Origin of the sequence: Sphingorhabdus sp. (assembly GCF_044374345.1) — a bacterium.
GTDB lineage: Bacteria > Pseudomonadota > Alphaproteobacteria > Sphingomonadales > Sphingomonadaceae > Sphingorhabdus_B.
This window is the reverse complement of record NZ_JBILOS010000027.1, coordinates 1-24,287: the sequence shown is the minus strand read 5'-3', so window position 1 is coordinate 24,287 and position 24,287 is coordinate 1. Positions and strand designations below refer to the sequence as shown.

General features: G+C 56.7%; 25 protein-coding genes and 2 pseudogenes. 18 read left to right on the top strand and 9 right to left on the bottom strand.

Going from position 1 to position 24,287, the window contains the following annotated elements; all coding sequences use genetic code 11:
- The 3 genes and pseudogenes from ACIQ5B_RS04460 to infC form a co-directional block, all read left to right on the top strand.
- Nucleotides 1-431, top strand: a pseudogene (locus ACIQ5B_RS04460) (MATE family efflux transporter); the annotation flags it as partial.
- Nucleotide 432: 1 nt separating this feature from the next.
- The gene (locus tag ACIQ5B_RS04455; protein ID WP_397597975.1) at nt 433-2,556 is read left to right on the top strand and encodes a protein-disulfide reductase DsbD family protein; all 2,124 of its coding nucleotides are present in this window, start codon (nt 433-435) and stop codon (nt 2,554-2,556) included.
- A 169-nt stretch (nt 2,557-2,725) separates the two neighbouring features.
- A complete protein-coding gene (infC, locus tag ACIQ5B_RS04450) occupies nt 2,726-3,244 on the top strand; it encodes a translation initiation factor IF-3 (protein WP_183942192.1) in 519 nt (172 codons plus the stop codon).
- Nucleotides 3,245-3,251: 7 nt separating this feature from the next.
- On the opposite strand, the gene ACIQ5B_RS04445 is transcribed toward infC, so the two are convergent.
- From ACIQ5B_RS04445 to coxB, 9 genes are read right to left on the bottom strand one after another with little or no spacing between them, the layout of a single operon-like run.
- Nucleotides 3,252-4,007: a sulfite exporter TauE/SafE family protein gene (locus ACIQ5B_RS04445; protein WP_397597974.1), complete on the bottom strand. Its 756-nt coding sequence runs from the start codon at nt 4,005-4,007 to the stop codon at nt 3,252-3,254.
- A complete protein-coding gene (locus ACIQ5B_RS04440; RefSeq protein WP_397597973.1) occupies nt 4,004-4,585 on the bottom strand; it encodes an SURF1 family cytochrome oxidase biogenesis protein in 582 nt (193 codons plus the stop codon). Before ACIQ5B_RS04440 ends, ACIQ5B_RS04445 begins: the two co-directional genes overlap by 4 nt.
- Complete coding sequence (locus ACIQ5B_RS04435; RefSeq protein ID WP_397597972.1) at nt 4,582-4,968, bottom strand: DUF983 domain-containing protein; 387 nt, start codon at nt 4,966-4,968, stop codon at nt 4,582-4,584. The genes ACIQ5B_RS04440 and ACIQ5B_RS04435 overlap by 4 nt, the downstream gene beginning before the upstream one ends.
- The gene (locus ACIQ5B_RS04430) at nt 4,969-5,856 is read right to left on the bottom strand and encodes a cytochrome c oxidase subunit 3 (protein ID WP_397597971.1); all 888 of its coding nucleotides are present in this window, start codon (nt 5,854-5,856) and stop codon (nt 4,969-4,971) included.
- A 37-nt stretch (nt 5,857-5,893) separates the two neighbouring features.
- Nucleotides 5,894-6,460: a cytochrome c oxidase assembly protein gene (locus ACIQ5B_RS04425; RefSeq protein ID WP_397597970.1), complete on the bottom strand. Its 567-nt coding sequence runs from the start codon at nt 6,458-6,460 to the stop codon at nt 5,894-5,896.
- Nucleotides 6,460-6,615, bottom strand: coding sequence for a hypothetical protein (locus ACIQ5B_RS04420; protein ID WP_395629521.1), 156 nt, complete (start codon nt 6,613-6,615; stop codon nt 6,460-6,462). The genes ACIQ5B_RS04425 and ACIQ5B_RS04420 overlap by 1 nt, the downstream gene beginning before the upstream one ends.
- Entirely contained in the window at nt 6,612-7,517 is a 906-nt protein-coding gene (locus ACIQ5B_RS04415) for a heme o synthase (RefSeq protein ID WP_397597969.1), read from the bottom strand. Before ACIQ5B_RS04415 ends, ACIQ5B_RS04420 begins: the two co-directional genes overlap by 4 nt.
- 48 nt (nt 7,518-7,565) lie before the next feature.
- Nucleotides 7,566-9,233 (bottom strand): cytochrome c oxidase subunit I, encoded by a 1,668-nt coding sequence (ctaD, locus tag ACIQ5B_RS04410; RefSeq protein WP_397597968.1) that lies wholly within the window; start codon nt 9,231-9,233, stop codon nt 7,566-7,568.
- Nucleotides 9,234-9,246: 13 nt separating this feature from the next.
- Nucleotides 9,247-10,347, bottom strand: coding sequence for a cytochrome c oxidase subunit II (gene coxB, locus ACIQ5B_RS04405; protein WP_395629518.1), 1,101 nt, complete (start codon nt 10,345-10,347; stop codon nt 9,247-9,249).
- A 228-nt stretch (nt 10,348-10,575) separates the two neighbouring features.
- On the opposite strand from coxB, the gene pyrE reads away from it, so the two are divergent.
- The 15 genes and pseudogenes from pyrE to ACIQ5B_RS04330 all read left to right on the top strand — a co-directional run.
- Complete coding sequence (gene pyrE / locus ACIQ5B_RS04400) at nt 10,576-11,157, top strand: orotate phosphoribosyltransferase (RefSeq protein WP_395629502.1); 582 nt, start codon at nt 10,576-10,578, stop codon at nt 11,155-11,157.
- Complete coding sequence (locus tag ACIQ5B_RS04395) at nt 11,154-11,894, top strand: pyridoxine 5'-phosphate synthase (RefSeq protein ID WP_397597967.1); 741 nt, start codon at nt 11,154-11,156, stop codon at nt 11,892-11,894. Before pyrE ends, ACIQ5B_RS04395 begins: the two co-directional genes overlap by 4 nt.
- Nucleotides 11,891-12,301, top strand: a complete 411-nt coding sequence (acpS, locus tag ACIQ5B_RS04390) for a holo-ACP synthase (RefSeq protein WP_397597966.1) — start codon at nt 11,891-11,893, stop codon at nt 12,299-12,301. Before ACIQ5B_RS04395 ends, acpS begins: the two co-directional genes overlap by 4 nt.
- Nucleotides 12,298-13,242 carry a signal peptidase I gene (gene lepB / locus ACIQ5B_RS04385; protein WP_397597965.1) on the top strand — a complete coding sequence of 315 codons (945 nt, stop codon included), beginning with the start codon at nt 12,298-12,300 and terminating at the stop codon, nt 13,240-13,242. Before acpS ends, lepB begins: the two co-directional genes overlap by 4 nt.
- 64 nt (nt 13,243-13,306) lie before the next feature.
- Nucleotides 13,307-14,371 (top strand): AI-2E family transporter, encoded by a 1,065-nt coding sequence (locus ACIQ5B_RS04380; RefSeq protein ID WP_397597977.1) that lies wholly within the window; start codon nt 13,307-13,309, stop codon nt 14,369-14,371.
- A 9-nt stretch (nt 14,372-14,380) separates the two neighbouring features.
- Nucleotides 14,381-14,650: a hypothetical protein gene (locus ACIQ5B_RS04375; protein WP_397597964.1), complete on the top strand. Its 270-nt coding sequence runs from the start codon at nt 14,381-14,383 to the stop codon at nt 14,648-14,650.
- 41 nt (nt 14,651-14,691) lie between these two features.
- A complete protein-coding gene (locus ACIQ5B_RS04370) occupies nt 14,692-16,503 on the top strand; it encodes an ABCB family ABC transporter ATP-binding protein/permease (protein ID WP_397597963.1) in 1,812 nt (603 codons plus the stop codon).
- A 79-nt stretch (nt 16,504-16,582) separates the two neighbouring features.
- On the top strand, nt 16,583-18,349 hold the full coding sequence (recQ, locus tag ACIQ5B_RS04365; RefSeq protein ID WP_397597962.1) for a DNA helicase RecQ: 1,767 nt from the start codon (nt 16,583-16,585) through the stop codon (nt 18,347-18,349).
- A gap of 106 nt (nt 18,350-18,455) precedes the next feature.
- A complete protein-coding gene (locus ACIQ5B_RS04360) occupies nt 18,456-18,887 on the top strand; it encodes a TIGR01244 family sulfur transferase (RefSeq protein ID WP_395628385.1) in 432 nt (143 codons plus the stop codon).
- Nucleotides 18,887-19,315: a hypothetical protein gene (locus ACIQ5B_RS04355; protein WP_397597961.1), complete on the top strand. Its 429-nt coding sequence runs from the start codon at nt 18,887-18,889 to the stop codon at nt 19,313-19,315. Before ACIQ5B_RS04360 ends, ACIQ5B_RS04355 begins: the two co-directional genes overlap by 1 nt.
- The gene (locus tag ACIQ5B_RS04350) at nt 19,308-20,204 is read left to right on the top strand and encodes a sterol desaturase family protein (RefSeq protein WP_397597960.1); all 897 of its coding nucleotides are present in this window, start codon (nt 19,308-19,310) and stop codon (nt 20,202-20,204) included. The genes ACIQ5B_RS04355 and ACIQ5B_RS04350 overlap by 8 nt, the downstream gene beginning before the upstream one ends.
- Before the next feature lie 66 nt (nt 20,205-20,270).
- Nucleotides 20,271-21,857, top strand: a complete 1,587-nt coding sequence (locus ACIQ5B_RS04345) for a GMC family oxidoreductase (protein ID WP_397597959.1) — start codon at nt 20,271-20,273, stop codon at nt 21,855-21,857.
- 41 nt (nt 21,858-21,898) lie between these two features.
- Complete coding sequence (gene thrC, locus ACIQ5B_RS04340; RefSeq protein WP_397597976.1) at nt 21,899-23,305, top strand: threonine synthase; 1,407 nt, start codon at nt 21,899-21,901, stop codon at nt 23,303-23,305.
- Nucleotides 23,306-23,308: 3 nt separating this feature from the next.
- Nucleotides 23,309-24,187, top strand: coding sequence for a class I SAM-dependent methyltransferase (locus ACIQ5B_RS04335; RefSeq protein ID WP_397597958.1), 879 nt, complete (start codon nt 23,309-23,311; stop codon nt 24,185-24,187).
- An 8-nt stretch (nt 24,188-24,195) separates the two neighbouring features.
- Nucleotides 24,196-24,287: pseudogene (locus tag ACIQ5B_RS04330) on the top strand (dihydroneopterin aldolase); the annotation flags it as partial.

Here is a 24,287-nt window from a genome sequence, read left to right as displayed (position 1 = left end):
CGGGCATCGGCATCAACCTGCTGATGTCGGGCGTGTTGATTTTGCTGATGACCTTATTTGCAACACCGTTGCTTCAGTTGTTCCTGCCCATCGGCAGTCCAGCGATCGATATCGCGATCCACATCAACCATATCATTGGCTGGAGCTTCATATTGATGGGTGTGTCGGTCGTCGTGACCTTTGCGGTGCGGGCAAATGGCGCCGTGGTCGCGCCGTTGCTCATCCTGATATTCAGCGCCATTATCGTCCGCTTCACTATCGGTTTTGGATTATATGAACGTTTTGGTGCGGACGCCATTTGGGCTGCTTTCATCGCGACATCCATCGCCTCTTGTGTGTTATCGATCGCTTATTATCTGAACGGTAGCTGGAAAAAGGCGAAGGCGATGCCGACAATGAATGCGTCCCCCTTACAAACGGCACCGGAATAAGATGGCTGTTCTACACACGCAGAATATTGGCACGTTGGCATTGGCCCCGCGACCACTGCGTCTGCTGCGCACACTCTGCTTGTTTCTGCTGGCGCTAACTTTGGCCTTTGGCGGCGCATATGCACAGACGCCCGCCAACGCATCGCCGCAAAATGTGCGTGCCTCAATTGATGTTGAGACCCGTCAACCTGCGCCGGGCGATATGGTCACCGTCGCAATCGTCATGGACCCCAAATCCGGCTGGCATGATTATTGGGTAAACCCCGGTGATGCGGGGACGCCGCTTGAGCTCGCATGGCAATTGCCAAACGGTGTGACAGCAGGATCGGTGCGTGCGCAGGTGCCCGAGACGCTGATCGTCAGCGGATTTATGAACCATATCTACAAGGCAAAGCATGCCTTTCTGGTGGATGTCAAAATACCCAAAGAGGCGCAGCCGGGGCAAAGCCTGAACATCACAGTGGATGCCCGCTGGTCGGCCTGTTCGGACTTGGTTTGCGTTCCGGAGGCCGCGACATTGTCCGTACCGTTGACGGTGGGGTCAGGCAAAATATCCGACGCGGACCGCGCGCGCTTTGACGCATGGCGCAGTGCCCTGCCGGTGCCGCTTGACCGTTCGGCGCTCTACCAAATTGACGGCAAGCGCATTGATATCGCCATCCCTTATCCGCGCAGCGCGAAGGCAGAACGCGTCTGGTTCTTCGCGCAGACTGACAAACTATTCCGCTATGCAGCCCCGCAAAGCGCGCGGCGTGTGGGCGACTGGCTGGTGGTCAGCAGTGAGGTGAAAGCGGGCTTTGACGGCCAAATTGACGGGCTGCTGCGCTTCAATGACGCGCAAGGGCTTGAGGTGCGCGCTGTTGCGGGCGCGGTGCCATCGGGTGGCGATGCGGTGTCCGTTTTGGGCGAAGGTGCGCCTGCCGATGAAGAACAACCACCGCTTGGCTTTGGGTGGATATTGGCATTCTCCGTGCTCGGTGGCTTGCTGCTCAATCTCATGCCCTGCGTCTTTCCTATATTGGGGCTCAAGGCACTGAGCCTTGCCAAAATGGGCGGCGATGAAGGCGAAGCCCGCCGCGATGCGGTGGCCTACACAGTCGGTATCATTGTCAGCTGCCTCATCCTCGGCGGCATCATGCTGGCCTTGCGCGCTGCCGGTGAAGAAGTGGGCTGGGCATTTCAGTTGCAGGACCCTGCGGTCGTGCTGATCCTTTTGTTGCTGATGGTCGCGGTCACCGCCAATCTGGCCGGCATGTTTGAGGTTGGGGGCATTGGTGCGGGCGAAAAGCTGACGCGTCAGGGTGGCCTTTCTGGATCGTTCTGGACTGGCGTGCTTGCCGCAGTCGTTGCGACACCGTGCACCGGGCCATTCATGGCCGCCGCAATGGGCGCCGCACTTTTGCTGCCAACCGGTTTGGCATTGCTGATTTTTGCAGGGCTTGGATTTGGTCTTGCTCTCCCCTTCCTCGCGATTGCGTTCATCCCTGCCTTACGCAAGCGGATGCCTCGGCCCGGGCCATGGATGGTGCGGTTCCGTCAGTGGATGGCGCTGCCCATGGCGCTGACATCTTTGGCATTGCTGTGGCTGACATATCAACTGGCTGGGTTCACCGGTTTGATGATCGGCGGCGCGGCGGCGCTCATGATCCTCGTGCGGTTGTATGAGCTTGGCCGGAAACAGAAAGAGGGGTCGCCCTATAAATTGGTTGTGATAGCTTTGTTCGGAATAGCTATCGCCGCCGCACTGATAATCGGCAAAGTGACGATACAGCCTGCGGGTACGGTGTCTAAGGCCGGCAGCATAGGTTTTAACGAAGCCCGCCTGAACACTCTGCGCACCGAGGGCAAGCCGGTGTTCCTCTATTTCACCGCTGACTGGTGCGTCACTTGTAAGGTCAATGAACAGGCGGCAATCGACCGGACGGAGACCAATGACGCATTCCGCAAGGCGGGTATGACCGTGATGGTGGGCGACTATACGCGCAGAGACCCGGACATTACCCGCTATCTCGCAAAATATGGGCGCTCCGGCGTGCCATTATATCTGTACTTCCCGCCGAAGGGAGAGGCGCAGATACTGCCGCAGATATTGACGGTCGATGACCTGACGGCGCTGACAAAATAGATCAGATCAGGAGCCTTTGGGCGCTTGGTCGTGTCTCGAGAGCCACTGTCACGAACAAAAGCGGATAATCCGGCGCTAAGGCCTTTATCTGTTAGCGATTTGGCTGTAATGGCGCAGCAGATCATCAAAAGGAGTATCGACTATCGCCACCCCGCCGACCCGGCGCGCAATGACCCCACCTGTTAAAAGTGGTCCGCGCTACAATAATCTCATCACAGCTGAAAAAGTACGAGTCATTGATGATGACGGCGAAAATTTGGGTGTCCTGTACACCCGCGAGGCGATAGCGCAGGCCGCTGAAGTCGGTCTTGATCTGGTGGAAGTATCACCGAACGCTGATCCGCCAGTCTGCAAGTTCCTGGACATCGGCAAGTTCAAATATGAGGCCCAGAAAAAGGCCAACCTTGCGCGTAAGAGTCAGAAAACGCAGGAAATTAAAGAAATTAAAATGCGTCCGAACATCGATGACCATGATTATATGGTCAAGATGAAGAAGGTTGCGGAATTCATCGAGGAAGGTGACAAGGTGAAAATCACCTTGCGTTTCCGTGGTCGTGAATTGGCCCACCAACAATTGGGTATGCACCTGTTGCAGCGCGTTCAGGCCGATACGACCGAGACCGCAAAGGTTGAGGCGCATCCCCGCATGGAAGGCCGTCAAATGCTTATGGTGCTGTCGCCCAAATAGGGCGCAGTCACCAGATGGCTTGGCGAATCAACTCTGCGCCGACGACCACCATCAACAACTGAATGATGATATTGAATCGTTCGGGTGACACCCGCTTGACCAACCGCACGCCTGCCATTGTGCTGACTATAGCCAATGGCAGGAAGATGGCGGTCAACGTCATGTTTTGCGTGTTGAATTGGCCCAGCGCTGCATAAGCAGGCACTTTCATCCAATTGATGATCGCAAAGAATATCGACGACGTTCCGACAAAGACCAAATGAGGGAAGTTGCGCGACAGGGCCCAAATCTGGAACGGTGGGCCGCCCGCATGTGCAATTTGGCTGGTGAAGCCTGCAACCCCGCCCATGACGACGCCAACCCACTCGGGTGCCGGGCCAGCCAGCTTAAGCTGCGCACCAAACAGCGGAAGCAAGCGGTAGACACCAAATGATAGCGCGATGACGCCTACAAAGCCGCGAACGGCGTCTGCATTAATCGCGGTCGCCAAAAACCATCCAAAAAATATGCCCACGACCGCGCCCGGCAAGGTGAGCAACAAAGTCCGCCGATCAAAATTGCGTCGGAACGCCCAGACGCTCACAATGTCCTGAACCATCAATATGGGTAGCAACATGCCCGCACCGGCGACTGGGTCCATGACCAAGGCGAGTATCGGCATGGCAGCGGCGCCCAGCCCCGCAAATCCACCCTTGGCAAGCCCCACCAATATGACGGCAGCGCTTGCGACAATGTAGAAATAGATATCGGCGGGCAGGCTCAAGGCGTTTTCAAGCGCTTCCGCACCGCGAGGATATAAATGATCGACGCGGCGGCGGCGAAAATGAACCACTGGATGGCATAGAGGAAATGGTTGTTTGGAATTTGGGCTGGCGATGGCAATGCAAGTTGTTGCAGGCCATCTGCGGGATCGGTCGACACCAACTTAATCAACTGCACCCCATCGGGCGCGATGATACCGCGGACCAGTCCGCCGCTCCAGCTTGGTGATTGCGGACGTTCGGACCAACCGATGGCAACTTTCGCGTTCGCGCCTTCCGCGCCACCTGTTTGGCATGACGCGACATGGGCAAAGCCAGCGTCACCGGCACGATTGCTGCCAGACACCGACTCGATTTTGATCACATTGCCGCACATGACCGTGGAACGCCGAAACAGCGGCAGTGCCTTGGGATCGGGGACGACTGGCCACATGACCGCCGGCAGGCCATCAGCGGCGTTGTAACGGGCGAGCAAAGCTTCCTTTTCGGCCTTGCGCTGAAGCTGCCAGACACCGAGGCCAATCATGATAGCGACCGCGATGATTACAATGATCGTTGGAATAATCGGCCAGCGTTTCATAGCAGATCGTCCTTCCCGGCTTCATGCGCCTTATTGCGATACTCCGATGCCAGCAATGCCGCTTTCGCCATCCGCAGCGTGATAACGGTTAACGCGGCGGTCACCGGAACCCAAATGATGACATGCACCCAAAAAGGGGGCCGGACAGCGGAATCGAGCAACAAAGCAAAAACAATGATCAGCGCACCAATAACCATGGTGAGTAATGCCGCAGGGCCATCGCCCACATTGAACGAAGCATAATCAAGTTTGCATTGCGAACATGTGTCCGCAAACTGCCCGAGCCCCGCAAACAACGTTTTGCCGCCGCATTGGGGGCAGAGACCAAAAAGGGCAGCCCGCAATATGCTGGGCCGCCCTTCTGGTGATTGCTCTGCTGTCATTTACGCGTGAACTGGCGCGCCCCAGCCACCCCAAATGTAGATGGCGATGAACAGGAACAGCCACACCACGTCGACAAAGTGCCAGTACCAAGCAGCAGCTTCAAAACCGAAATGCTGCTTTGGTGTGAAGTGGCCTTTGTAGGTACGCACAAGGCACACAATCAAGAAGATCGTGCCAACAATGACGTGGAAACCATGGAAGCCCGTCGCCATGTAGAAGGCTGTACCATAATTCAATCCGCCAAAAGGAAAGGGCGCGACGGCATATTCATATGCCTGAATCGCACTGAACAGAAGGCCGAGCAAGATCGTCAGCCAAAGTCCTTTTTTCAGGCCTTCACGGTCACCATGAATCAGCGAATGGTGCGCCCAAGTCACGGTGGTGCCCGAGCACAACAGGATCAATGTGTTGAGCAGCGGCAATTGCATGGCATCGAGAACTTCCAAGCCCTTTGGTGGCCACTGCATCAAAGCGGCGGCGCCTTCTTGGCCGATAAGGTTAGTCACCGTAAACGCGTGCGTTTCCGGGTCTATGACGATTTCCAACGGCACTGGGAACAAGGCATAGTCAAACCACGCCCAGAACCAGCCCACGAAGAACATGACTTCCGACGCGATGAACATGATCATACCGTAACGCAGGTGAAGCTGCACCACAGGGGTATGATCGCCCGCATGGGCTTCGGCCACAACATCGGCCCACCACGCGTAAAAGGTGTACAATAAGGCAATAAGGCCAATGCCAAAGACGAGGCTACCAAAACTGAACTGCTCGGGATGCATCCACATCACGAGGCCAAAGAACATCGTCAGAGCCGCGAACGAACCCAATATGGGCGTGATGCTCGGCGGCAGAATATGATAATCGTGATTTTTGGCACCCGCCATGGTCAATTCCCTGTAGTCTTAACGTGGTAAGTTTGCCTTAGCTTCCGTTCGCCTGCGGGTCCACCGTGTTTGGCTTTTCCACTGGGTAGAATGTGTAGCTAAGTGTAATTTCTTCAATGTCCTTGGTCTCTGGATCGGTCATGATCTTTGGATCGACATAATATAAGACCGGCATCCGCACTTGTTCGCCGGGCTTAAGTGTTTGTTCGGTGAAGCAAAAGCACTGTATCTTGTTGAAATATTTGCCAGCAAGCGCCGGCGTGACGTTAAACGTTGCCGTCCCCGTCACCGCTTCGCTCGACATATTTTTTGCCAAATATACCGACATATCCTTCGCGCCAATGCTGACCGTGTCGGTCGGGCGTTCCGGCTTGAATTCCCAAGGCAAGTCGCCGCGATGATTGGCGTCAAACCGGATGACGATGGGTTTGTTCGTAGCGGACACCGTCGCCGCTTGCGCAGCATCAACCCGCATCGTTGTGCCACCGAACCCTGTCACCTGACAAAACAGGCGATACAGGGGAACGGCGGCAAAGCCTACGCCAACCATCGAAATGGCAAGTGCGCCTGCCAGAAAACCAGTTTTTGCGTTCGATATAGCCATCAGCCCCAAACTCCGACTTTTACCACTGTGATCAGGAAGAACAATATGCACAACCCAACAAGGGCGATGCCCATGACACGCGACCGCGCCGCTTGACGCTTACGGATAAGCGCGGTTTCTTCGGCGGTATACGGCGATTGGTCAGACTGGGTCATGCGATCACCATACGGTCAATTGCGAACAGGGCGAACAAAAGAAACAGATATAGGATCGAGAATGCGAAAAGCTGTTTCTCCGGCTTCATCGCCGCGGCATCGGTTGCTTCATTTTGCCAGACACGGAATGCAAGGATCAGGAATAGCCCGCTCAACACCACCGCAGTCGCACCATATAGCCAGCCGCTATCACCCAAGATGAACGGCAATATCGCTGCGCCCGCCATCGGGAAGCTATACCCAAATATCTGGTTACGCGTAACGCGCTGACCCTTCACATTTGGCAGCATCGGAATGCCCGCTGCCCCGTAATCGGTCTTCATAAACAGCGCCAACGCCCAAAAATGCGGCGGGGTCCACAAGAAGATGATGGTGAAGAGCAAAACCGGCAGGAAAGTGACATCACCGGTGACGGCGGCCCATCCAATAACCGGCGGAAATGCGCCTGCAGCACCGCCGATAACGATATTTTGCGGCGTGTTGGGCTTAAGCCAGATTGTGTAGACGATGGAATAAAAGAATATCGAAAACGCCAACAAACCTGCCGACAGCCAGTTTACAGCAACACCCATGATGCCAACGGAAAAGGCAGCAAGGCCAACGCCGAAGTGCAACGCTGCCTCACGATCCATTCGGCCGGCGGGCAATGGGCGCTGCGCCGTCCGCGCCATTTTGGCATCGACATCGGCTTCGTACCACTGGTTCAGCGAACCACATGCACCAGCGCCCAATGCAATGCACAGCACTGCCGTAAAGGCGATAATGGGGTGGATATTGCCAGGCGCGGCCAGCAGACCACATAAGGCGGTGAATACGACAAGCGACATAACTCTGGGCTTGGTTAAAGCCCAGAAGTCACGCCATTCGGCGGGCATTAATATGTCACGCGCTGCGGTCGTCATGTCCGTATCCAAACGCCTTAAAGCTTTGAAGCGGCGAACCGCCGCCGGTTACTTGATAACCGGCAGCGTTTCGAACTGGTGATATGGTGGAGGGCTCGTCAACGTCCACTCAAGCGTTGTCGCGCCTTCACCCCAATAATTGTCTTCTGCGCGGCGACCGGCCAGCAAAGACCAGATCACGTTGACGAAGAATATCAGGATACCCACACCCATGATGGCATAGCCCATCGACGCAACGCCGTTCCAATAGGCAAATGCCTCTGGATAATCGGGGTAACGACGTGGCATGCCGGAGTTTCCGAGGAAGTGCATTGGGAAGAACAAGACGTTCACGCCAATGAAGAACACCCAGAAGTGCAGATGGCCCAAAAATTCGTTCAGGTGACGACCCGACATTTTGCCAAACCAGTAATAGAAGCCAGCAAAGAGCGAGAAGACCGCACCAAGCGACAACACATAATGGAAGTGGGCGACAACATAATATGTGTCGTGCAAATTGTCGTCGAGACCGCCGTTGGCAAGCACAACACCCGTCACGCCACCAACGGTGAACATGAAGATGAAGCCCATTGCCCAAACCATTGGCGTTTTGAAGCTGACCGAACCGCCCCACATGGTGGCGATCCAGCTGAAGATCTTAATGCCGGTTGGCACCGCAATCACCATCGTTGCCGCGGTGAAGTACATCTTCATGTCAACGCTCATGCCCGTCGTGAACATGTGGTGCGCCCAAACGACGAAGCCAACGACACCGATTGCGACCATGGCATAAGCCATGCCGAGATAACCGAAGACGGGCTTGCGGCTGAACGTCGCAACGATCTGGCTGATAATGCCAAAGCCTGGCAAGATCATGATGTACACTTCGGGGTGGCCGAAGAACCAGAACAGATGCTGATACAATACAGGGTCACCGCCAGCAGCCGCATCAAAGAATGCGCCGCCAAAGTTACGGTCAACCAAAAGCATCGTGATGGCCGCAGCCAACACAGGCAATGCGAGCAACAGAAGGAATGCGGTCACAAGCACGGACCAGACAAACAGCGGCATTTTATGTAGCGTCATGCCGGGGGCACGCATGTTGAAGATGGTCGTGATGAAGTTGATCGCACCCAAGATCGACGCCGCACCTGCAAGGTGAAGCGAGAAGATCGCCATATCGACCGCAGGTCCAACGGAACCGGACGTCGAAAGCGGCGCGTACACTGTCCAACCCGTACCGGCGCCAAGACCTGTACCACCGGGTACGAAGCTGGAACCCAGCAACATGATGAACGCAACAACCGTCAGCCAGAAGCTGACATTGTTCATACGTGGGAACGCCATGTCTGGCGCACCAATCATGAGCGGCACGAACCAGTTGCCGAAACCACCGATGATGGCTGGCATGACCATGAAAAACACCATGATCAGGCCGTGGGCGGTGATCAGCACGTTCCACATATGATAGGCTTCGTCCAACGACGCTTCCTTGCCGGCCATCATGGATGCCCAGCCCTGAAGATACTGGATACCCGGCGCAGCAAGTTCAACGCGCATAAGGCCCGAAATCGCGCCGCCGATGATCCCTGCGAAAATCGCAAAGATCAAATAGAGCGTGCCGATATCCTTGTGGTTGGTCGACATAAACCAGCGCGCGAAGAAGCCTGGCTTGTGATCCGCGTCATGATGGTCATGCGCGTGGAGGTCTTTACCTGTTGCGGCAATCGTGGTCATCAGTCTGGCCTTTTTACTTGGTTGGCGCTGCGGCAGGGGCAGCGACTGGGTCAGTGGTTGGTGCAGCGGCTGCAGGGGCAGCTACGGCTGGTGCTGCTGGTGCTGGCTTTTCAGCGCCGGGCATCGTGCCGCCTTGCGCCTTAACCCATGCAGCAAACTTTTCTGGCGGCAGGGCCTCTACAACGATGGGCATGAACGCATGCCGTGCACCGCACAGCTCCGAACATTGTCCAAAATAGACGCCCGGCTTCGTGATCGTCAGCGACTTTTCATTCAAGCGGCCAGGGACGGCATCAAGCTTGAACCACAGCGATGGTACCGCAAAAGCGTGGATGACGTCTGCAGCGGTTGTCTGAATGCGAAGCGGAACGCCGGCTGGCACAACCATACGATTGTCTACGGCCAGCAGCTTGGGGCCGTCATTTTCAGTACGGAAGCGCTCACCCTTGGCAGCGTCGCCCTGCTCTTTGAGCATGTTGGACACAACTTCAAAGCCGCCATGGTCAGGATAAGTGTAACCCCAATACCATTGATAGCCAGTTGCCTTAATGGTCACGGCGTCTGCCGGTGCTGGCTTGAACTGCTTGGCAAGCAAGTCGAGCGACGGGTAAGCAATGCCCAACAGGATGAGGACTGGAACCAACGTCCAAACAACCTCAATGAAGGTATTGTGCGTCGTCTTTGAAGGGACAGGGTTTGCGCGGCGATTGAAGCGCACAATCACCCAAAGCAGCAAGCCAAGAACGAAGAGCGAAATGATCGTGATAATTGGCAGCAAAATGGCGTTGTTAATCCATTTCGCATATTGGCCGTTCTCGGTGAACTGTTCCTGAAAATCGACTTCCTTCGGCTTCGGCATACCGACGCTGTTGGCATAGTCAGGACGCAGAGGCGTGTAGCCAGGAAGCGAACCATCCATCGATTTTGGCGCAGCGGCGGCTGGCGCTGCTTCTGCTTCAGCGGCAACAGGTGCTGCTGCGGCGGGTGTTGCGACAACCGGCGCAGCCACTTCTTTCGTGACTGGCGCAGGCGCGGGATTCGCAGGTTGCGCCAATGCCAATGACGGCATTGCCATGGCAGCCATTACAACCAGAAATTTCTTCAACATAATCATCAATTTAGCCCCGTATTCTTGGTGCGACGCAGAAATATTGCGTAGGCCTGACCCCCCGCTGGAAGGTCGGACTCGCGCGACCTATAGGCGCGCTTATCTGAACCCTCAAGCGGTCGATTAATGATTTTTAGCATTTAATTGCTCCACTCTTCTACCTATTTGCGTTGCAATCCGCTAAACGGAAGATGCAAAACACAACATTCGCCAGCCAGGAAAAATCTCCCCATCATGACCGAAGATGAAATATTATCTGAATTCCGTAGCGTCGACGCACTGCTCGAAGGACATTTCCTGCTGTCGTCGGGCCGCCACAGCGCTTATTATCTTCAGTGCGCACGCCTGCTGATGAACCCCGAGCGTGCGGGGCGCATTGCCCTGGCACTGACACAAAAAATGCCGCGCGAGCTGCGAAACGAGATCGAAGCCGTCATTTCCCCGGCCATGGGTGGCCTGATCATAGGCCATGAAATGGGGCGGGCACTTGGCGTTGATGCGATGTTCGTGGAACGCCCCGATGGTGTCTTTGGTCTGCGGCGCGGTTTTGCGATCGCACCCGGCACCAAAATCCTGATGATGGAAGATGTCGTAACGACCGGCCTTTCATCGCGTGAGGCTATCGCCGCGATCGAAGCCGCGGGCGGTCATGTCATCGCCGCTGGCGCAGTGGTGGACCGTTCGGCCGGCACCGTCGACCTCGGCGTACCGTTCTTCCCGCTGATTCAGCTGAACTTTCCAACCTATGCACCCGATGAATTGCCGCCCGAATTGGCTGCGACCGAGGCGGTAAAGCCCGGTAGCCGTAAGCTATGAATATAGAGCATTCGTCTCGTCTGCGCCTCGGCGTCAATATCGACCATGTTGCGACGATCCGAAATGCGCGTGGCGGAATGCATCCCGATCCGATGCGCGCCGCCCATATGGTGGAGGCAGCGGGCGGCGATGGCATCACCGTCCATTTGCGCGAAGACCGCCGGCATATTCGCGACGCTGACCTCGACGCGATTATGCGGGAAATTCGCTTGCCCATTAACTTGGAAATGGCGGCAACCGACGAAATGCTGGAAATTGCGCTGCGGCATAAGCCGCATGCCGCGTGCATCGTCCCCGAACGGCGCGAAGAACGTACGACCGAGGGTGGGCTCGATGCCGCTGGCCAACACAACCATCTCGCACCCATCGTCACGCGGCTGGCGGACGTGGGCATTCGCGTAAGCTTGTTCATTGAACCTGACGCGCGGCAGATTGAAGCGGCCATCCGCCTGAAAGCGCCCGTCGTTGAATTTCACACCGGCAAATATGCACATGCAGAAGGCGAAGAGCGCGAAATAGAGCTTCGCCGTATTGCGGACGCTGCCGCGCTGGCGGCTAAAAATGGCCTCGAACCGCATGCTGGCCATGGCCTGACTTTTGAAAATGTCCAGCCCATCGCCGCCATTCCCCAGATCGCGGAGTTGAATATCGGGCATTATCTGATTGGGGAGGCGATCTTCATTGGCTTGGAAGAAAGCGTCCGGAAGATGCGGACGTTAATGGACCTCGCGCGGTGATAATCGGGCTTGGTTCCGACTTATGCAATATTGAGCGCATCGCGAACTCGCTTGAGCGCTTTGGCGAACGGTTTGAAAAGCGCGTCTTTACCGACATCGAACGCGCCAAGGCTGGCAAGCGGCCATTCACGCGGGCGGGCACATATGCCAAACGCTTTGCAGCCAAAGAGGCTTTTTCCAAAGCTGTTGGAACCGGATTCAAACGTGGCGTGTTCATGAAAGACATCGGCGTCGTCAACGCGCCGTCAGGCGCGCCAACGCTGGCGCTGACGGGCGGTGCAAAAGCGCGGCTCGACGCAATGATTCCTTCGGGCTATGACGCCCATATTCATCTGACACTGACTGATGACCACCCATGGGCGCAGGCATTTGTCATTATCGAAGCGTTACCATCGCAAAAGGCATGACCAGTTTGACCACCGACACTATCGACCCCAATGTCCCGTCCACCCCAACCCCTGAAAAACCCGGCTGGGCGTCGGCTGCATGGGCGGAAATCAAAGGGATGTTCTGGCTGTTGATGGCCGTTCTTGCGTTTCACAGCTTCATTGCAAAGCCCTTTTATATCCCGTCAATATCGATGATGCCGACATTGCTGGTGGGCGACCGGTTGTTCGTGAGCAAATATCCATATGGCTGGAGCCATGTCTCGCCCACCATTCCCAATCCGGTCGCGATATTTCGCTGGCTGGTGCTGCGCGAGGAAGTAGAGGCGCTGGCCGTCCCCCTTCCGGAAAGCCAGAAGCGGGTCTGGGGGAAAATGCCGGCCCGTGGCGATATTGTGATTTTGACGCCGAAGGGCAAATATCAGGACTGGATCAAGCGCGTCATTGGGCTGCCCGGTGACACGATAGCCTTGCGCGAAGGTCAGATTTTCCTGAACGGCAAACCCGTTAGGCAAGATACCCAGCCCAATCTGGTTTTGCCTGTCGATGCCAACAATCCATGCAATGATTATGATTTCCCGGGCGCACTGACGCGCGGCGATGATGGCGTGATGACATGTCATTTGCCCGTCATTCGCGAAACCCTGCCCAATGGCGTGCAATATGACACCATCGATGCCCGCAGACGCGAGACCGATGATATGGAGCCGGTAAAAATACCCGCAGGCCATGTGTTCTTAATGGGCGATAACCGCGACAATAGCTCGGACAGCCGTGTACCCGAAGCACTGGGTGGCCTTGGCGGCCCGGTATCATGGGATCGCATCGGCGGCCGTGCGGAAATCATTACCTTCTCCGTCGATGGCAGCACTGGCCTGAACCCCGCAACGTGGATTTCATCGCTGCGCGGTGACCGCGCGGGCACCAGTCTGCGTCCAAAAAAGGTCCGTTCAAGTGAATGATATCGCGAAAGACACCCCTGCCGCAAAACCCGCTAAGACACGGCGCGCGCGCAGAAAAACTGCGGTGCAGGAAGGCGCATTTCGCGAAGAGGTAGGCCCGACAGAGCTTTACGACCCCATAATCCGCACCGAGATCAAACGGGCGGCGGTCTGGATTGGTATGACGCTGCTTGTTTTCGGACTTGTATGGTTAGCCCAGCCACTATTGCTCATCATGGGCGGCCTTGTCCTTGCGGCGATGCTTGATGGCGGCGCACGTTTGCTTGGCCGGGTGTTGCCGATCCCGCGCGGTATCCGCCTGACCATCGTCGTCCTTGCCGTATTCGGTTTCATGTATTGGACATTTGTCTTCACGGGATCCGAACTTGCCGCGCAGGCCGCCAGCCTTCAGGCTATTGTCGAAGCGCAGATTGAATCCATTGGCAACCGCATCGCTGCGGCCGGATTCAACATATCGGCAGAAGATGTCAAAAGCCTCGGCACGCAGATTTTGAACTCCGTCGGCCGCGTAACTGAAGCGGTCTCTTCGGTGGTTGGCACAGTGACCAACATGGCGATGATGCTGGTGCTCGCCATATTCATTGCCGCCGAACCACGTATGTATGAACGCGGCGTCGCATGGATGCTGCCTTTGTCCGAGCGCGAGCATTTCTATGTCACCGCCGCCAAAATGGGCAGCGTGTTGCGCCGCCTGATGGCGGGCCGGTTGCTCGGCATGGCGGTGGAAGGTTTTGGCACCTGGATATTGCTCAGCCTTGGCGGCGTACCCATGGCGGCGCTTTTGGGTGTGCTGACGGGCTTGTTGGCGTTTTTGCCCAATATCGGCGCTATCGTGTCGGGCGCACTTATCATCCTCGTCGGATTTTCGGCGGGTGTTGATGTCGGTCTTTATGCGATCTTCGTATATTTCGTGGTCCAGATGGTCGACGGCTATCTGATTGTGCCGATGGTCGCCAAACGGGCAGTCGATCTCGCGCCAGCGCTTGTCCTTGGCGCGCAGATTCTGTTTGGCGCTTTGTTTGGCATATTGGGTCTTGCACTGGCGGACCCCATTATCGCGATGATTAAGGTCGCGCTTGAGCGGCAATCGGAACGCAATGAAGCCCGCGCCATCCGCGAAGGACCATAAAGCAAGTTTATGCTGCTGATTGTCTGCTTCGTGATGGGCGTTGCCAATTTTGCCATGCACAAGGCAGTTTCAGAATCCGGACATCCGTTCGTTGAAGAAACCAAGCGCTACTTCAGCCCGCAGTTCAGTCCCTATGGCAGCTACGCCATCGAACTGGCGTTGCTGATGGGCGCGCTGTGGTTTGCCAATGACGGGTCGTGGGCGGTCGCGCTGACCTATGGAGTATATACGGGCATTAATGCGGTCGCGACATGGTTGCTGCTTTCGGGTCGCACATGATGGACGTTTGCGCTTTCGCTTAATCTAATTATACGGCCCCTGTGCCACCATTAGCCCCCAGTTCAGACGCCAAGCCCGATTTCGCCGTGATGCGGCGGTTCTTGCCATATTTATGGCCAAAGGGCGAAACTGGCCTGCGCGCACGCATTGTGTTTGCGTTGCTGCTGGTCGTGGTGTCCAAGCTTATTCAGTTGAGCATGGCGTGGGTCTATGGCCAGGCCATCGACCGCATGGTTCCCGGCATGGAAGACAGCGTCGCCATCGCGATTGCGCTCGTTGCCGCTTATGCGGGTGCGCGTTTTGGCGGCGTCTTGTTCGACAATCTGCGCAACGTTGTCTTTGAGCGCGTCGGGCAAGAAGCCACCCGCCGTTTGGCCGAAAATGTGTTCAGCCATTTGCATAACCTATCAATGCGCTTTCATATGAACCGCCGAACAGGTGCGGTGACCAAGGTTATCGAACGCGGGACGAAGAGCATCGATATCATGCTCTATTTCCTGCTGTTCAACATCGCACCGACCTTGCTTGAGCTCGTTCTGGTCTCCGCATATTTCAAGATTGAATTTGGTTGGGGCATGGTTGCGGCGACGCTGATCATGGTCGTCAGCTACATCGCCTACACCACCGTCATCACCAACTGGCGCAACAAATTGCGCGAGGAAATGAACGAGCTGGATACGCAGACCGTCGCAAAGTCGGTCGACAGTCTGCTCAATTATGAAACCGTCAAATATTTCAACGCTGAAAAGCGGGAAACGCAGCGCTATGCTGAGGTGGTCCATCATTATGCGAACGCGGCCGTCAAATCGGAAAACTCGCTGGCCGCGCTGAATATCGGGCAGTCGCTGATCACCAATGTGATGATGGCCGGTGCCATGGGCTATGTTGTCTGGGGCTGGTCGCGCGGGCAATTTACAACCGGCGACGTTGTCACCGTCAACACCTTGTTGGCGCAGCTATTCCGGCCGCTGGATATGCTTGGGATGGTGTACCGCACCATTCGCCAAGGCCTGACAGATATGGCCGCGATGTTCGACCTGATCGATACGCCCGCAGAAATCACGGATAAGCCCGGTGCGCCTGCCTTGGCCGTGTCGGGCGGCGCGGTGGCGTTTGAAGATGTGCGCTTTGGCTATGACCCCGACCGACAAATCCTGAATGGCGTCAGTTTTAAAATTGAGCCCGGGCATACGCTTGCGGTGGTGGGACCGTCGGGCGCTGGCAAATCGACCATTGCGCGGCTGCTATACCGTTTTTACGACATCACCGGCGGCCGCATTACCATCGACGGGCAGGATCTGCGCGATGTGACGCAATCCAGCCTGCGCAGCGTCATCGGCATTGTGCCGCAAGACACCGTGCTGTTCAACGACAGCATCGGCTATAATATCGGTTATGGCCGTGAGGGATCGAGCCAAAGCGAAATCGAAGAGGCTGCACGCGGCGCATCGATTCACGGCTTTATCGAGTCACTGCCGGAGCAATATGCCGCGAAGGTCGGCGAACGCGGGCTAAAACTGTCCGGCGGCGAAAAGCAGCGTGTGGCCATTGCGCGGACCTTGCTGAAAAATCCGCCAATCCTCATCCTTGATGAAGCGACCAGCGCGCTCGATAGCCGCACCGAGTCCGAAATTCAGGCGACGCTTGACCGCATTTCGGAACGCCGCACGACCATCATCATCGCCCACCGGCTGTCGACCATCGTCGATGCCGACCAGATCATGGTTTTGGATGCCGGGCGCGTTGCCGAACAGGGGACGCATAACGAACTGCTGCGCAAAGGCGGGCTTTATGCCGAAATGTGGGCACGGCAGCAAAGCGAAGCTGAAGAAGAGGCCGTCCCTTCGGCATAATCGTGCGCTATCCACAAGCGACTTGGTTTGACGGCAACTGCACTCTGTCACTGACACTTCAGTCACGCTAGGGCGTGGCATGGCCTCCGTCGCTCCGTCCCCCACCCCATCTGATGTGTTGCACCGCATTTTCGGCTTTCCCGAATTTCGCGGACAGCAGGAACAGGTGGTGTCGCGGGTGCTTGCGGGTCAACGCACCTTGGCCATCATGCCAACGGGTGCAGGCAAGTCATTATGTTACCAATTGCCCGCGGTCATCATGGACGGCACGTGCATTGTCATTTCGCCGCTCATCGCGCTGATGCATGACCAAATGCGCGCGGCCGACGCCGTTGGCATTCGCGCGGCAACATTGACATCAGCCGACGACAACCGCGCAGAAACGATCAGCCGTTTTCGTGCTGGCGACCTAGACCTGTTATATGTCGCGCCGGAACGGGCATCAGGGCAAGAATTTCGCAACCTGTTGCATGAGACCAAAATCGCGCTTTTTGCTATTGATGAAGCGCATTGCGTTTCCGAATGGGGGCATGATTTTCGCCCGGACTATCGGCTGCTGCGTCCATTGCTCGACGACTTTGCCGAAGTGCCGCGCCTTGCGCTGACTGCAACCGCAGACACCCACACGCGCGACGATATTGCCGAGCAACTGGGCATTCCGCGCGATGGCGTCATGGTGGCCGGTTTTGACCGACCCAACATCCGCTATGCCGCCACTGCCGCGCCGAACAGCGGCATCGCTGCATTGGTAAAAAGCCTGCCGGGCGCGGGCATCGTTTATGCCCAGACCCGTGACCGCACCGAAAAGATTGCGGCCCAAATCGCGGATACTGGCCGCAAGGCGCTGTACTATCACGCCGGTATGGAACCGCAGACACGGGCGCGGGCGCAGGCAGAGTTTGTGTCTTCCGAAGACATGGTGATGGTTGCGACGGTGGCGTTTGGCATGGGCATCGACAAGCCCGATGTGCGCTTTGTCGTGCATGCTGGCCTGCCGAAATCTATCGAATCCTATTATCAGGAAAGCGGCCGCGCCGGACGCGATGGTGACCCGGCGGTGGCACATATGCTGTGGTCCGCCGGAGACTTCACCCGCGCCCGCATGCGCCTGAGCGAGCTTCCTCCCGAACGACGCGAGGCGGAATTGGCGCGTGTTGCTGCTTTGTCATATCTTGTGGAAACAGCCGGGTGCAGGCGTGCGGTGCTGCTGCGTCACTTTGGGGAAAGCCCACCTGAATCATGCGGCAATTGCGACAATTGCCTGAATGCCCCCGACGTCCACGACGCCACTGAACTGTCACGCAAGCTCTTGTCCGCCGCCTATCGCACCGGGCAGATGTTCGGCATGGGCCATTTGGAAAAGGTCCTGACGGGCAGTAAAGATGACCGCATAACCCAATTGGGGCATGACCAGCTTTCGGTGTTCGGGATTGTAAGCAAGGCAGAGGCAGCGATGCTGAAGCCCTTGTCTCGCGCCTTGCAGGCACGCGGGGCAATGGTAGCCAACGAACATGGCGGCCTGAAACTGGCTGGCGATGCCCGCGCGATTATGCGCGGCGACCAAAATATCCAGATTGCGATCGTAAAGCCGGACAACAAACGCCGCGCTGGTCGACCGGACAATCCCGTTGGCAACCCGTTGTTCGAGGCGCTGCGTGCCAAACGTCGCGCGCTGGCCGAAGCTGTGGGCGTGCCGCCTTATGTGATTTTTCACGACGCAACTTTGCGCGAAATGGCTTTGACCAAGCCAACCAACATCCACGCCTTAGGCCGAATTAGCGGTGTCGGCGCACGCAAGTTAGAAGCCTATGGCGAAGATTTCCTATCGGTCATCGCGCAGTTTTAGCGGGGCGTTTCTCGCCAATGCGCGGTCCATTCTTGTTATCGATTGCAGATTAAAATAAGGCGAAGGGCAGATGACCGCTTTGTGCGGCAAATGATAGGATTTGCTGATGTTCCGTAAGTTGACAGACACGTTTTTCGCCGCACCGCAAATCAGCCTTTCCGACGTGGCGGAGGCGAAAGCCGCGGGCATTTCATTGATCATCAACAACCGTCCCGAAGATGAATCCGCCGACCAGACATCAGGCGCCGAAATCGCCGCCGCGGCGCAAGCTGCCGGCATCGCTTATGTCGCCATTCCTGTGACACATGCCGGCTTTGCCGAATGGCAGGTCACGGCCATGGCCGATGCCATTGAAAATGCAGACGGCAAGATATTGGCCTATTGCCGGTCAGGGACCCGATCGACTTTGTTATGGGCATTGGCCCGCGCGGCGAAGGGCGATCATCCCGCCGTCCTTTCGGAACAGGCTGCTGACGCAGGCTATGATCTGTCGCCCGTTGCAGCGATGATGGATATGTTGCGCGGACGGGCTTCTTGATGGCAGAATTGCTGCAACTGGCAGGGTCGATTGCATCGATTTTGTTTATCGCGTGGCTCGCACGGTTTTGGCGCTTGGGCGGCGACGTCCGCATCCACAGCGAAGCGCAGGCGCGTGACATTGCCGAAGAGACGATCTGTGGGTTCAATCCGGTAGACATCGCAATCGACAAAGCGGGTATCGCGGCATTGCTGCGTGACGATCAGGGCCGGCACATGCTGATCCGTCGCCACGGTGTGCAATGGGCTGGACGTTTGCTCGACCGGCACAGCGAATCCCGTCTGGACCAGAATTTCCTCACCATCGGAACCGGCGAGAAGACATTTGGAACCATAACGCTCAATTTGGGTGAACAAGCACCGTCATGGGCATCTGGCCTTCGGCATTTGAACAACGGTCAGCATAACATGGGAAATAGGCATGCCTGAACTTTTCAGCCCAGTGGATTATGCCATTCCGGCGTTCATCATCCTCATCGTCGCAGAAATGCTATGGGCACGCAGCCGTGCGCCAGAGAAATATGAACCGCGCGACACCTTGACGTCACTCGCGCTCGGCACCGGCAGCACGGTTGCAGGCGCGCTCACCGGCGCGTTGGTGTTCAGCCTGGCGATGTGGATGTATGAGAACCGGTTGTTCGAGATCGGCTGGGTGTGGTGGGCGTGGCCCTTATGCTTTGTTTTGGACGATCTGGCGTATTATTGGGCGCATCGCACCGGACACCGCGTCCGCTGGTTTTGGGCCAGCCATGTAAACCATCATTCAAGCCAGCATTATAATCTCTCCACGGCGCTGCGTCAGACATGGACCGGTTTCATTGCCCTTGGCTTTATCTTCCGCATTCCTTTGGCACTCATCGGATTTCACCCGGCCATGCTGCTTTTTGTTGGCGCGTTTAACCTTATTTATCAATTCTGGATCCATACCGAAGCCATCGGCAAATTCCCGCGCTGGTTCGAATATGTGATGAATACCCCAAGCCATCATCGCGTGCATCACGCGACCAACCCCCGCTATCTCGACCGCAATTATGCAGGTGTTTTCATCATCTGGGATCGCATGTTCGGGACCTTTACCGAAGAAGTAGAAAGCGAGAAAATCCGCTACGGGATTGTTCGGCAACTCGGAACGTTCAACCTGCTGTGGAGCGTTTTTCACGAATGGGTGGGTATATTCAAAGACCTCTGGTCGGCGCCATGGCGTCACAAATTGTCCTACCTTGTGCGCGAGCCGGGGTGGAGCCACGATGGCAGCCGCGAAACATCGGATATGATCCGCGCACGCTGGCTTGAAGGCCGAGAGGCAAAGGCCGACTAGCGCTATTTACACCCTTGCCAGTATTTAATCGTCCGCTTAAACCTTGGCGTTAGAGGAGCAGGCGATATGGACGAATTTGATATCATCGTGATTGGTGGCGGGTCAGCGGGGAGCGCTGCAGCTGGCCGTCTTTCGGAAGGTGGCAAATATAAGGTCTGCCTGATCGAGGCCGGCGGCACCAACAACAATATGTTGATCAAAACGCCTGGTTTCATGCCATTCATCCGCAATGGATCGAACTATAAATATGAAACCGTCCCGCAAAAGGGCCTGAATGGCCGCACCGGATATCAACCGCGCGGCAAAGGCCTTGGCGGGTCGAGCGCGATTAACGCGATGGTCTACATCCGTGGCCACAAATATGATTATGACAATTGGGCCGCACTGGGTTGCGATGGCTGGTCCTATGACGACGTGTTGCCCTATTTCAAACGCTGCGAAGACAATGAACGCGGTTCTGATGCCTTTCACGGATCAGGTGGACCGCTGTCCGTGTCTGACCAACGCTGGCCGCAGGCCGGCAGCCTTGCCTTCATTGAAGCGGCTGCCGAGTTGCAGTTGCCGGTCAATAATGACTTCAACGGCGCGACGCAGGACGGATTTGGCCTGTATCAGGTCACGCAAAAGGGTGGCGAACGCTGGACCGCCGCGCGCGCCTATGTCGAACCAGCACGCGACCGGATGGAAGTCATCACCGGTGCACTGACCGAAAAGATTATCGTCGAAAACGGACGCGCCACAGGCGTTGTCATTCGCCAAGGCCGAAGCAAAAAACGCACTATCAAGGCACGCGGCGCTGTGATTTTGTCCGCAGGCGCATTTGGATCGCCGCAAATATTGATGCTGTCGGGCATTGGCCCGGCCGACCATCTGCGCAGCGTTGGCGTGGATGTCGTCCACGACAAACAAGCCGTCGGCACCGACCTGCAAGATCATATCGATTATGTCTCCAGCTTTGAAACACAGTCAAAGGACGACTTTTTCGGAGATTCGCTGGCCGGCACCGTAAAGATGGTAAAGGCGATTATCGAACATCGCCGCAAGCGCACAGGCGTGATGACCACATGCTTTGCCGAAGCAGGCGGATTTTGGCGTTCGGACCCAAGCTTGCCAGCCCCTGATATTCAATATCATTTCGTCCCCGCCATGTTGGAAGACCATGGCCGTTCCAAAGTGAAAGGTCATGGGTTCAGTTGCCATGCCTGTGTCTTGCGGCCCGAAAGCCGTGGCACCGTGCGCCTCGCATCAACCGATGCAAGCGCGGCCCCGCTGATTGACCCGGCATTCTTGACCGACGATCGCGACATGGCCACATTGCGCAGCGGCGTGCGCGCCATGCACCGGATTTTCGAAGCACCTGCGCTTGCCGCTTATGGTGGAAAGAATCGCCATCCTGTCGATCTGAATGATGATGCCGCCTTGGATGATCTGATCCGCAGTCGCGCAGATACCGTATACCATCCCGTCGGCACGTGCCGCATGGGGCCCAATGCGAACGATGTTGTCGACCCGCGCCTGAAATATCGTGGCATCGAAGGGCTTTATATCGCGGATGCCAGCATCATGCCGCGCCTTGTTTCCGGTAACACAAATGCGCCCAGCATCATGATCGGTGAAAGATGTGCCGAATTTGTCCGGGCTGATTTGCAATAATCTTGCCTAAATGCGGCGTCGCGGGTAACCGCGTGCGCGCTATGACGATTAACGGAACAGATTATATCAGCACCCGCGGCAATGCGGACGCGCTCGATTTTGCAGGCGTCACCCTAACGGGTCTGGCCCGAGATGGCGGACTATATGTCCCACGCCATTGGCCGCAATTTTCGACAGAAGATATAAAGGCGATGCGCGGCCTGTCTTATGTCGAGTTGGCTGCGCGCGTTATGGCACCGTTTACCGCGGGTGTATTGAGCGAGGCTGAACTCAAAAGCCTGTGTTCGACGGCTTATGGTTCATTTGCCCATTCGGCGACAACGCCGCTGGTGCAGCTTGATGGGCAGCACTGGCTGCTGGAGCTGTTTCACGGGCCAACCTTGGCGTTCAAGGACGTTGCGCTCCAATTGCTGGGCCAATTGTTTGAACGATTCTTGTCGGGCACGGATAAAAAACTGACCATTGTCGGCGCGACATCGGGCGACACAGGATCAGCGGCAATCGATGCCGTTGCCGGACGCGCACAAATCGAAATCTTCATGCTGCACCCGCATAACCGCGTCTCTGACGTCCAGCGGCGGCAGATGACAACCATCCTAGCGCCCAATGTCCACAACATCGCGATTGAAGGCAGCTTCGACGACGCGCAGGCGATGGTAAAGCGGATGTTCAGCGACAAGGATGTCAATGGCCCGCTCACTTTATCCGCCGTAAACTCCATCAACTGGGCCCGCCTGATGGCGCAGGTGGTATATTATTTCTATGCCGCGCTGCGATTGGGCGGACCTGAGCGCAAAATTGCCTTTTCCGTCCCGACCGGAAATTTTGGCGATGTGTTTGCCGGCTATGTTGCCGCGCAAATGGGCTTGCCGATTGAACGGCTGATTGTCGCCACCAACATCAACGACATCTTGCATCGCGCCCTGTCAAAGGGTGACTATTCGGTGTTGGGCGTAACCCCGACCGCAGCGCCATCGATGGATATTCAGGTGTCGAGCAATTTTGAACGGCTGCTGTTTGACCTTGAAGGTCGCGATGGATCGACAACCGCAGCGCGGATGAAATGGTTCGAGAAAATGGGCAAAATGGTTCTGTCACCCGACATGCGGAAAAAATCTGCATTATTGTCGAGCGCGCGCGCCGATGCGGACCAGATGGCCTCCGCCATGCGCTGGGCCTATGGCGCGGCGGACCAGATTATTGATCCCCATACCGCAATCGCACTGCACGCGGCGCGGGCATCAGGCATCAAACCAGAAACGCCGGTCGTTACATTGGCAACCGCGCACCCCGCCAAGTTCCCGGACGCAGTGGAAAATGCAACCGGCGTTCGCCCTGCTTTGCCCGCGCGTGTCTCGCACCTGTTCGACCGCGAAGAACGTTTTGATGTCTTGCCGGGCACATATGACGCCGTGCGTGACTATGTGCTGGCGCGCGCCGTTCGCTAAAATATGGAACAGAATTTCGTCACCCTGATCAGCGAGCCGCGCAGCGATTACACGCTCATCGATTCAGGCAATGGGCGGAAATATGAATCCTATGGTGACCGCCGCTTCATTCGGCCGGAACCGCAAGCGATGTGGGCGCCTGCGCTCGACGAATGGCCCGCAGATGCCGAATTCGTTCCCGGATCCGACGATGACGGCGGCGGGCGTTGGTACAACAACAAACCCGTTCCCATGGATGGCTGGCCGCTCGCATGGAATGATGAGGTGCACTTTACCGCATCCTGCACGCCATTCCGTCACCTCGGCTTTTTCCCGGATATGGACCCGGTGTGGCGGTGGATGCGCGGACAGTTGGCAGGCGTAACCGATCCCGTCGCGATGAACCTGTTTGGCTATACCGGCGTTGGCACCCTCGCTTTGTCAGCAGCGGGCGCGCAGATGGTGCATGTCGACGCGTCGAAGAAATCGGTTGCGCAGGCACGGTCCAATGCCGAAATGTCGGGCATGTCCGACCGTCCTATTCGCTGGATCGTCGACGACGCCGCCAAATTCGTGGCACGCGAAGTGCGCCGGGAAAAACGTTATGATGGCATATTGCTGGATCCACCCAAATATGGTCGTGGTCCCGACGGCGAAGTGTGGCGGCTTGAGGAAGACCTGCCCGAACTGATCGCCAATTGCCGCAAGTTGCTTGATGCGGAATCAAAGTTTCTATTTCTGACCGTCTACGCGGTGCGCATGTCTGCGCTGGCGTTGGGCGGGCTGCTGAAATCCCATTTTGCCGACCTTGGCGGCAAGGTTGAATTTGGTGAACTCGCGGTGCGTGAACAGGGGCGGGGCATGCTTTTGCCTACCGCTATTTTCGCCCGCTGGTCACGTTAAGGAGTGATATGACCGATAGCCTCATTCTCGAAGTACATGACCTTGTCGTCAATGTGCTGACAGGCATTTACAGCCAGGAAACGCACCTGCCCCAGCCGCT

Coding starts and splice junctions, on each gene's coding strand:
- lepB (WP_397597965.1), top strand. CDS start 12,298: ATGACCAGTTTGACCACCGACACTATCGACCCCAATGTCCCGTCCACC.
- ACIQ5B_RS04335 (WP_397597958.1), top strand. CDS start 23,309: ATGGAACAGAATTTCGTCACCCTGATCAGCGAGCCGCGCAGCGATTAC.
- ACIQ5B_RS04355 (WP_397597961.1), top strand. CDS start 18,887: ATGGCAGAATTGCTGCAACTGGCAGGGTCGATTGCATCGATTTTGTTT.
- ACIQ5B_RS04440 (WP_397597973.1), bottom strand. CDS start 4,585: ATGAAACGCTGGCCGATTATTCCAACGATCATTGTAATCATCGCGGTC.
- thrC (WP_397597976.1), top strand. CDS start 21,899: ATGACGATTAACGGAACAGATTATATCAGCACCCGCGGCAATGCGGAC.
- ACIQ5B_RS04455 (WP_397597975.1), top strand. CDS start 433: ATGGCTGTTCTACACACGCAGAATATTGGCACGTTGGCATTGGCCCCG.
- ACIQ5B_RS04425 (WP_397597970.1), bottom strand. CDS start 6,460: ATGGCTATATCGAACGCAAAAACTGGTTTTCTGGCAGGCGCACTTGCC.
- infC (WP_183942192.1), top strand. CDS start 2,726: ATGACCCCACCTGTTAAAAGTGGTCCGCGCTACAATAATCTCATCACA.
- ACIQ5B_RS04360 (WP_395628385.1), top strand. CDS start 18,456: ATGTTCCGTAAGTTGACAGACACGTTTTTCGCCGCACCGCAAATCAGC.
- ACIQ5B_RS04430 (WP_397597971.1), bottom strand. CDS start 5,856: ATGGCGGGTGCCAAAAATCACGATTATCATATTCTGCCGCCGAGCATC.
- ACIQ5B_RS04375 (WP_397597964.1), top strand. CDS start 14,381: ATGCTGCTGATTGTCTGCTTCGTGATGGGCGTTGCCAATTTTGCCATG.
- recQ (WP_397597962.1), top strand. CDS start 16,583: ATGGCCTCCGTCGCTCCGTCCCCCACCCCATCTGATGTGTTGCACCGC.
- ACIQ5B_RS04395 (WP_397597967.1), top strand. CDS start 11,154: ATGAATATAGAGCATTCGTCTCGTCTGCGCCTCGGCGTCAATATCGAC.
- ctaD (WP_397597968.1), bottom strand. CDS start 9,233: ATGACCACGATTGCCGCAACAGGTAAAGACCTCCACGCGCATGACCAT.
- pyrE (WP_395629502.1), top strand. CDS start 10,576: ATGACCGAAGATGAAATATTATCTGAATTCCGTAGCGTCGACGCACTG.
- ACIQ5B_RS04345 (WP_397597959.1), top strand. CDS start 20,271: ATGGACGAATTTGATATCATCGTGATTGGTGGCGGGTCAGCGGGGAGC.
- ACIQ5B_RS04350 (WP_397597960.1), top strand. CDS start 19,308: ATGCCTGAACTTTTCAGCCCAGTGGATTATGCCATTCCGGCGTTCATC.
- ACIQ5B_RS04435 (WP_397597972.1), bottom strand. CDS start 4,968: ATGACAGCAGAGCAATCACCAGAAGGGCGGCCCAGCATATTGCGGGCT.
- ACIQ5B_RS04415 (WP_397597969.1), bottom strand. CDS start 7,517: ATGACGACCGCAGCGCGTGACATATTAATGCCCGCCGAATGGCGTGAC.
- coxB (WP_395629518.1), bottom strand. CDS start 10,347: ATGATTATGTTGAAGAAATTTCTGGTTGTAATGGCTGCCATGGCAATG.
- ACIQ5B_RS04420 (WP_395629521.1), bottom strand. CDS start 6,615: ATGACCCAGTCTGACCAATCGCCGTATACCGCCGAAGAAACCGCGCTT.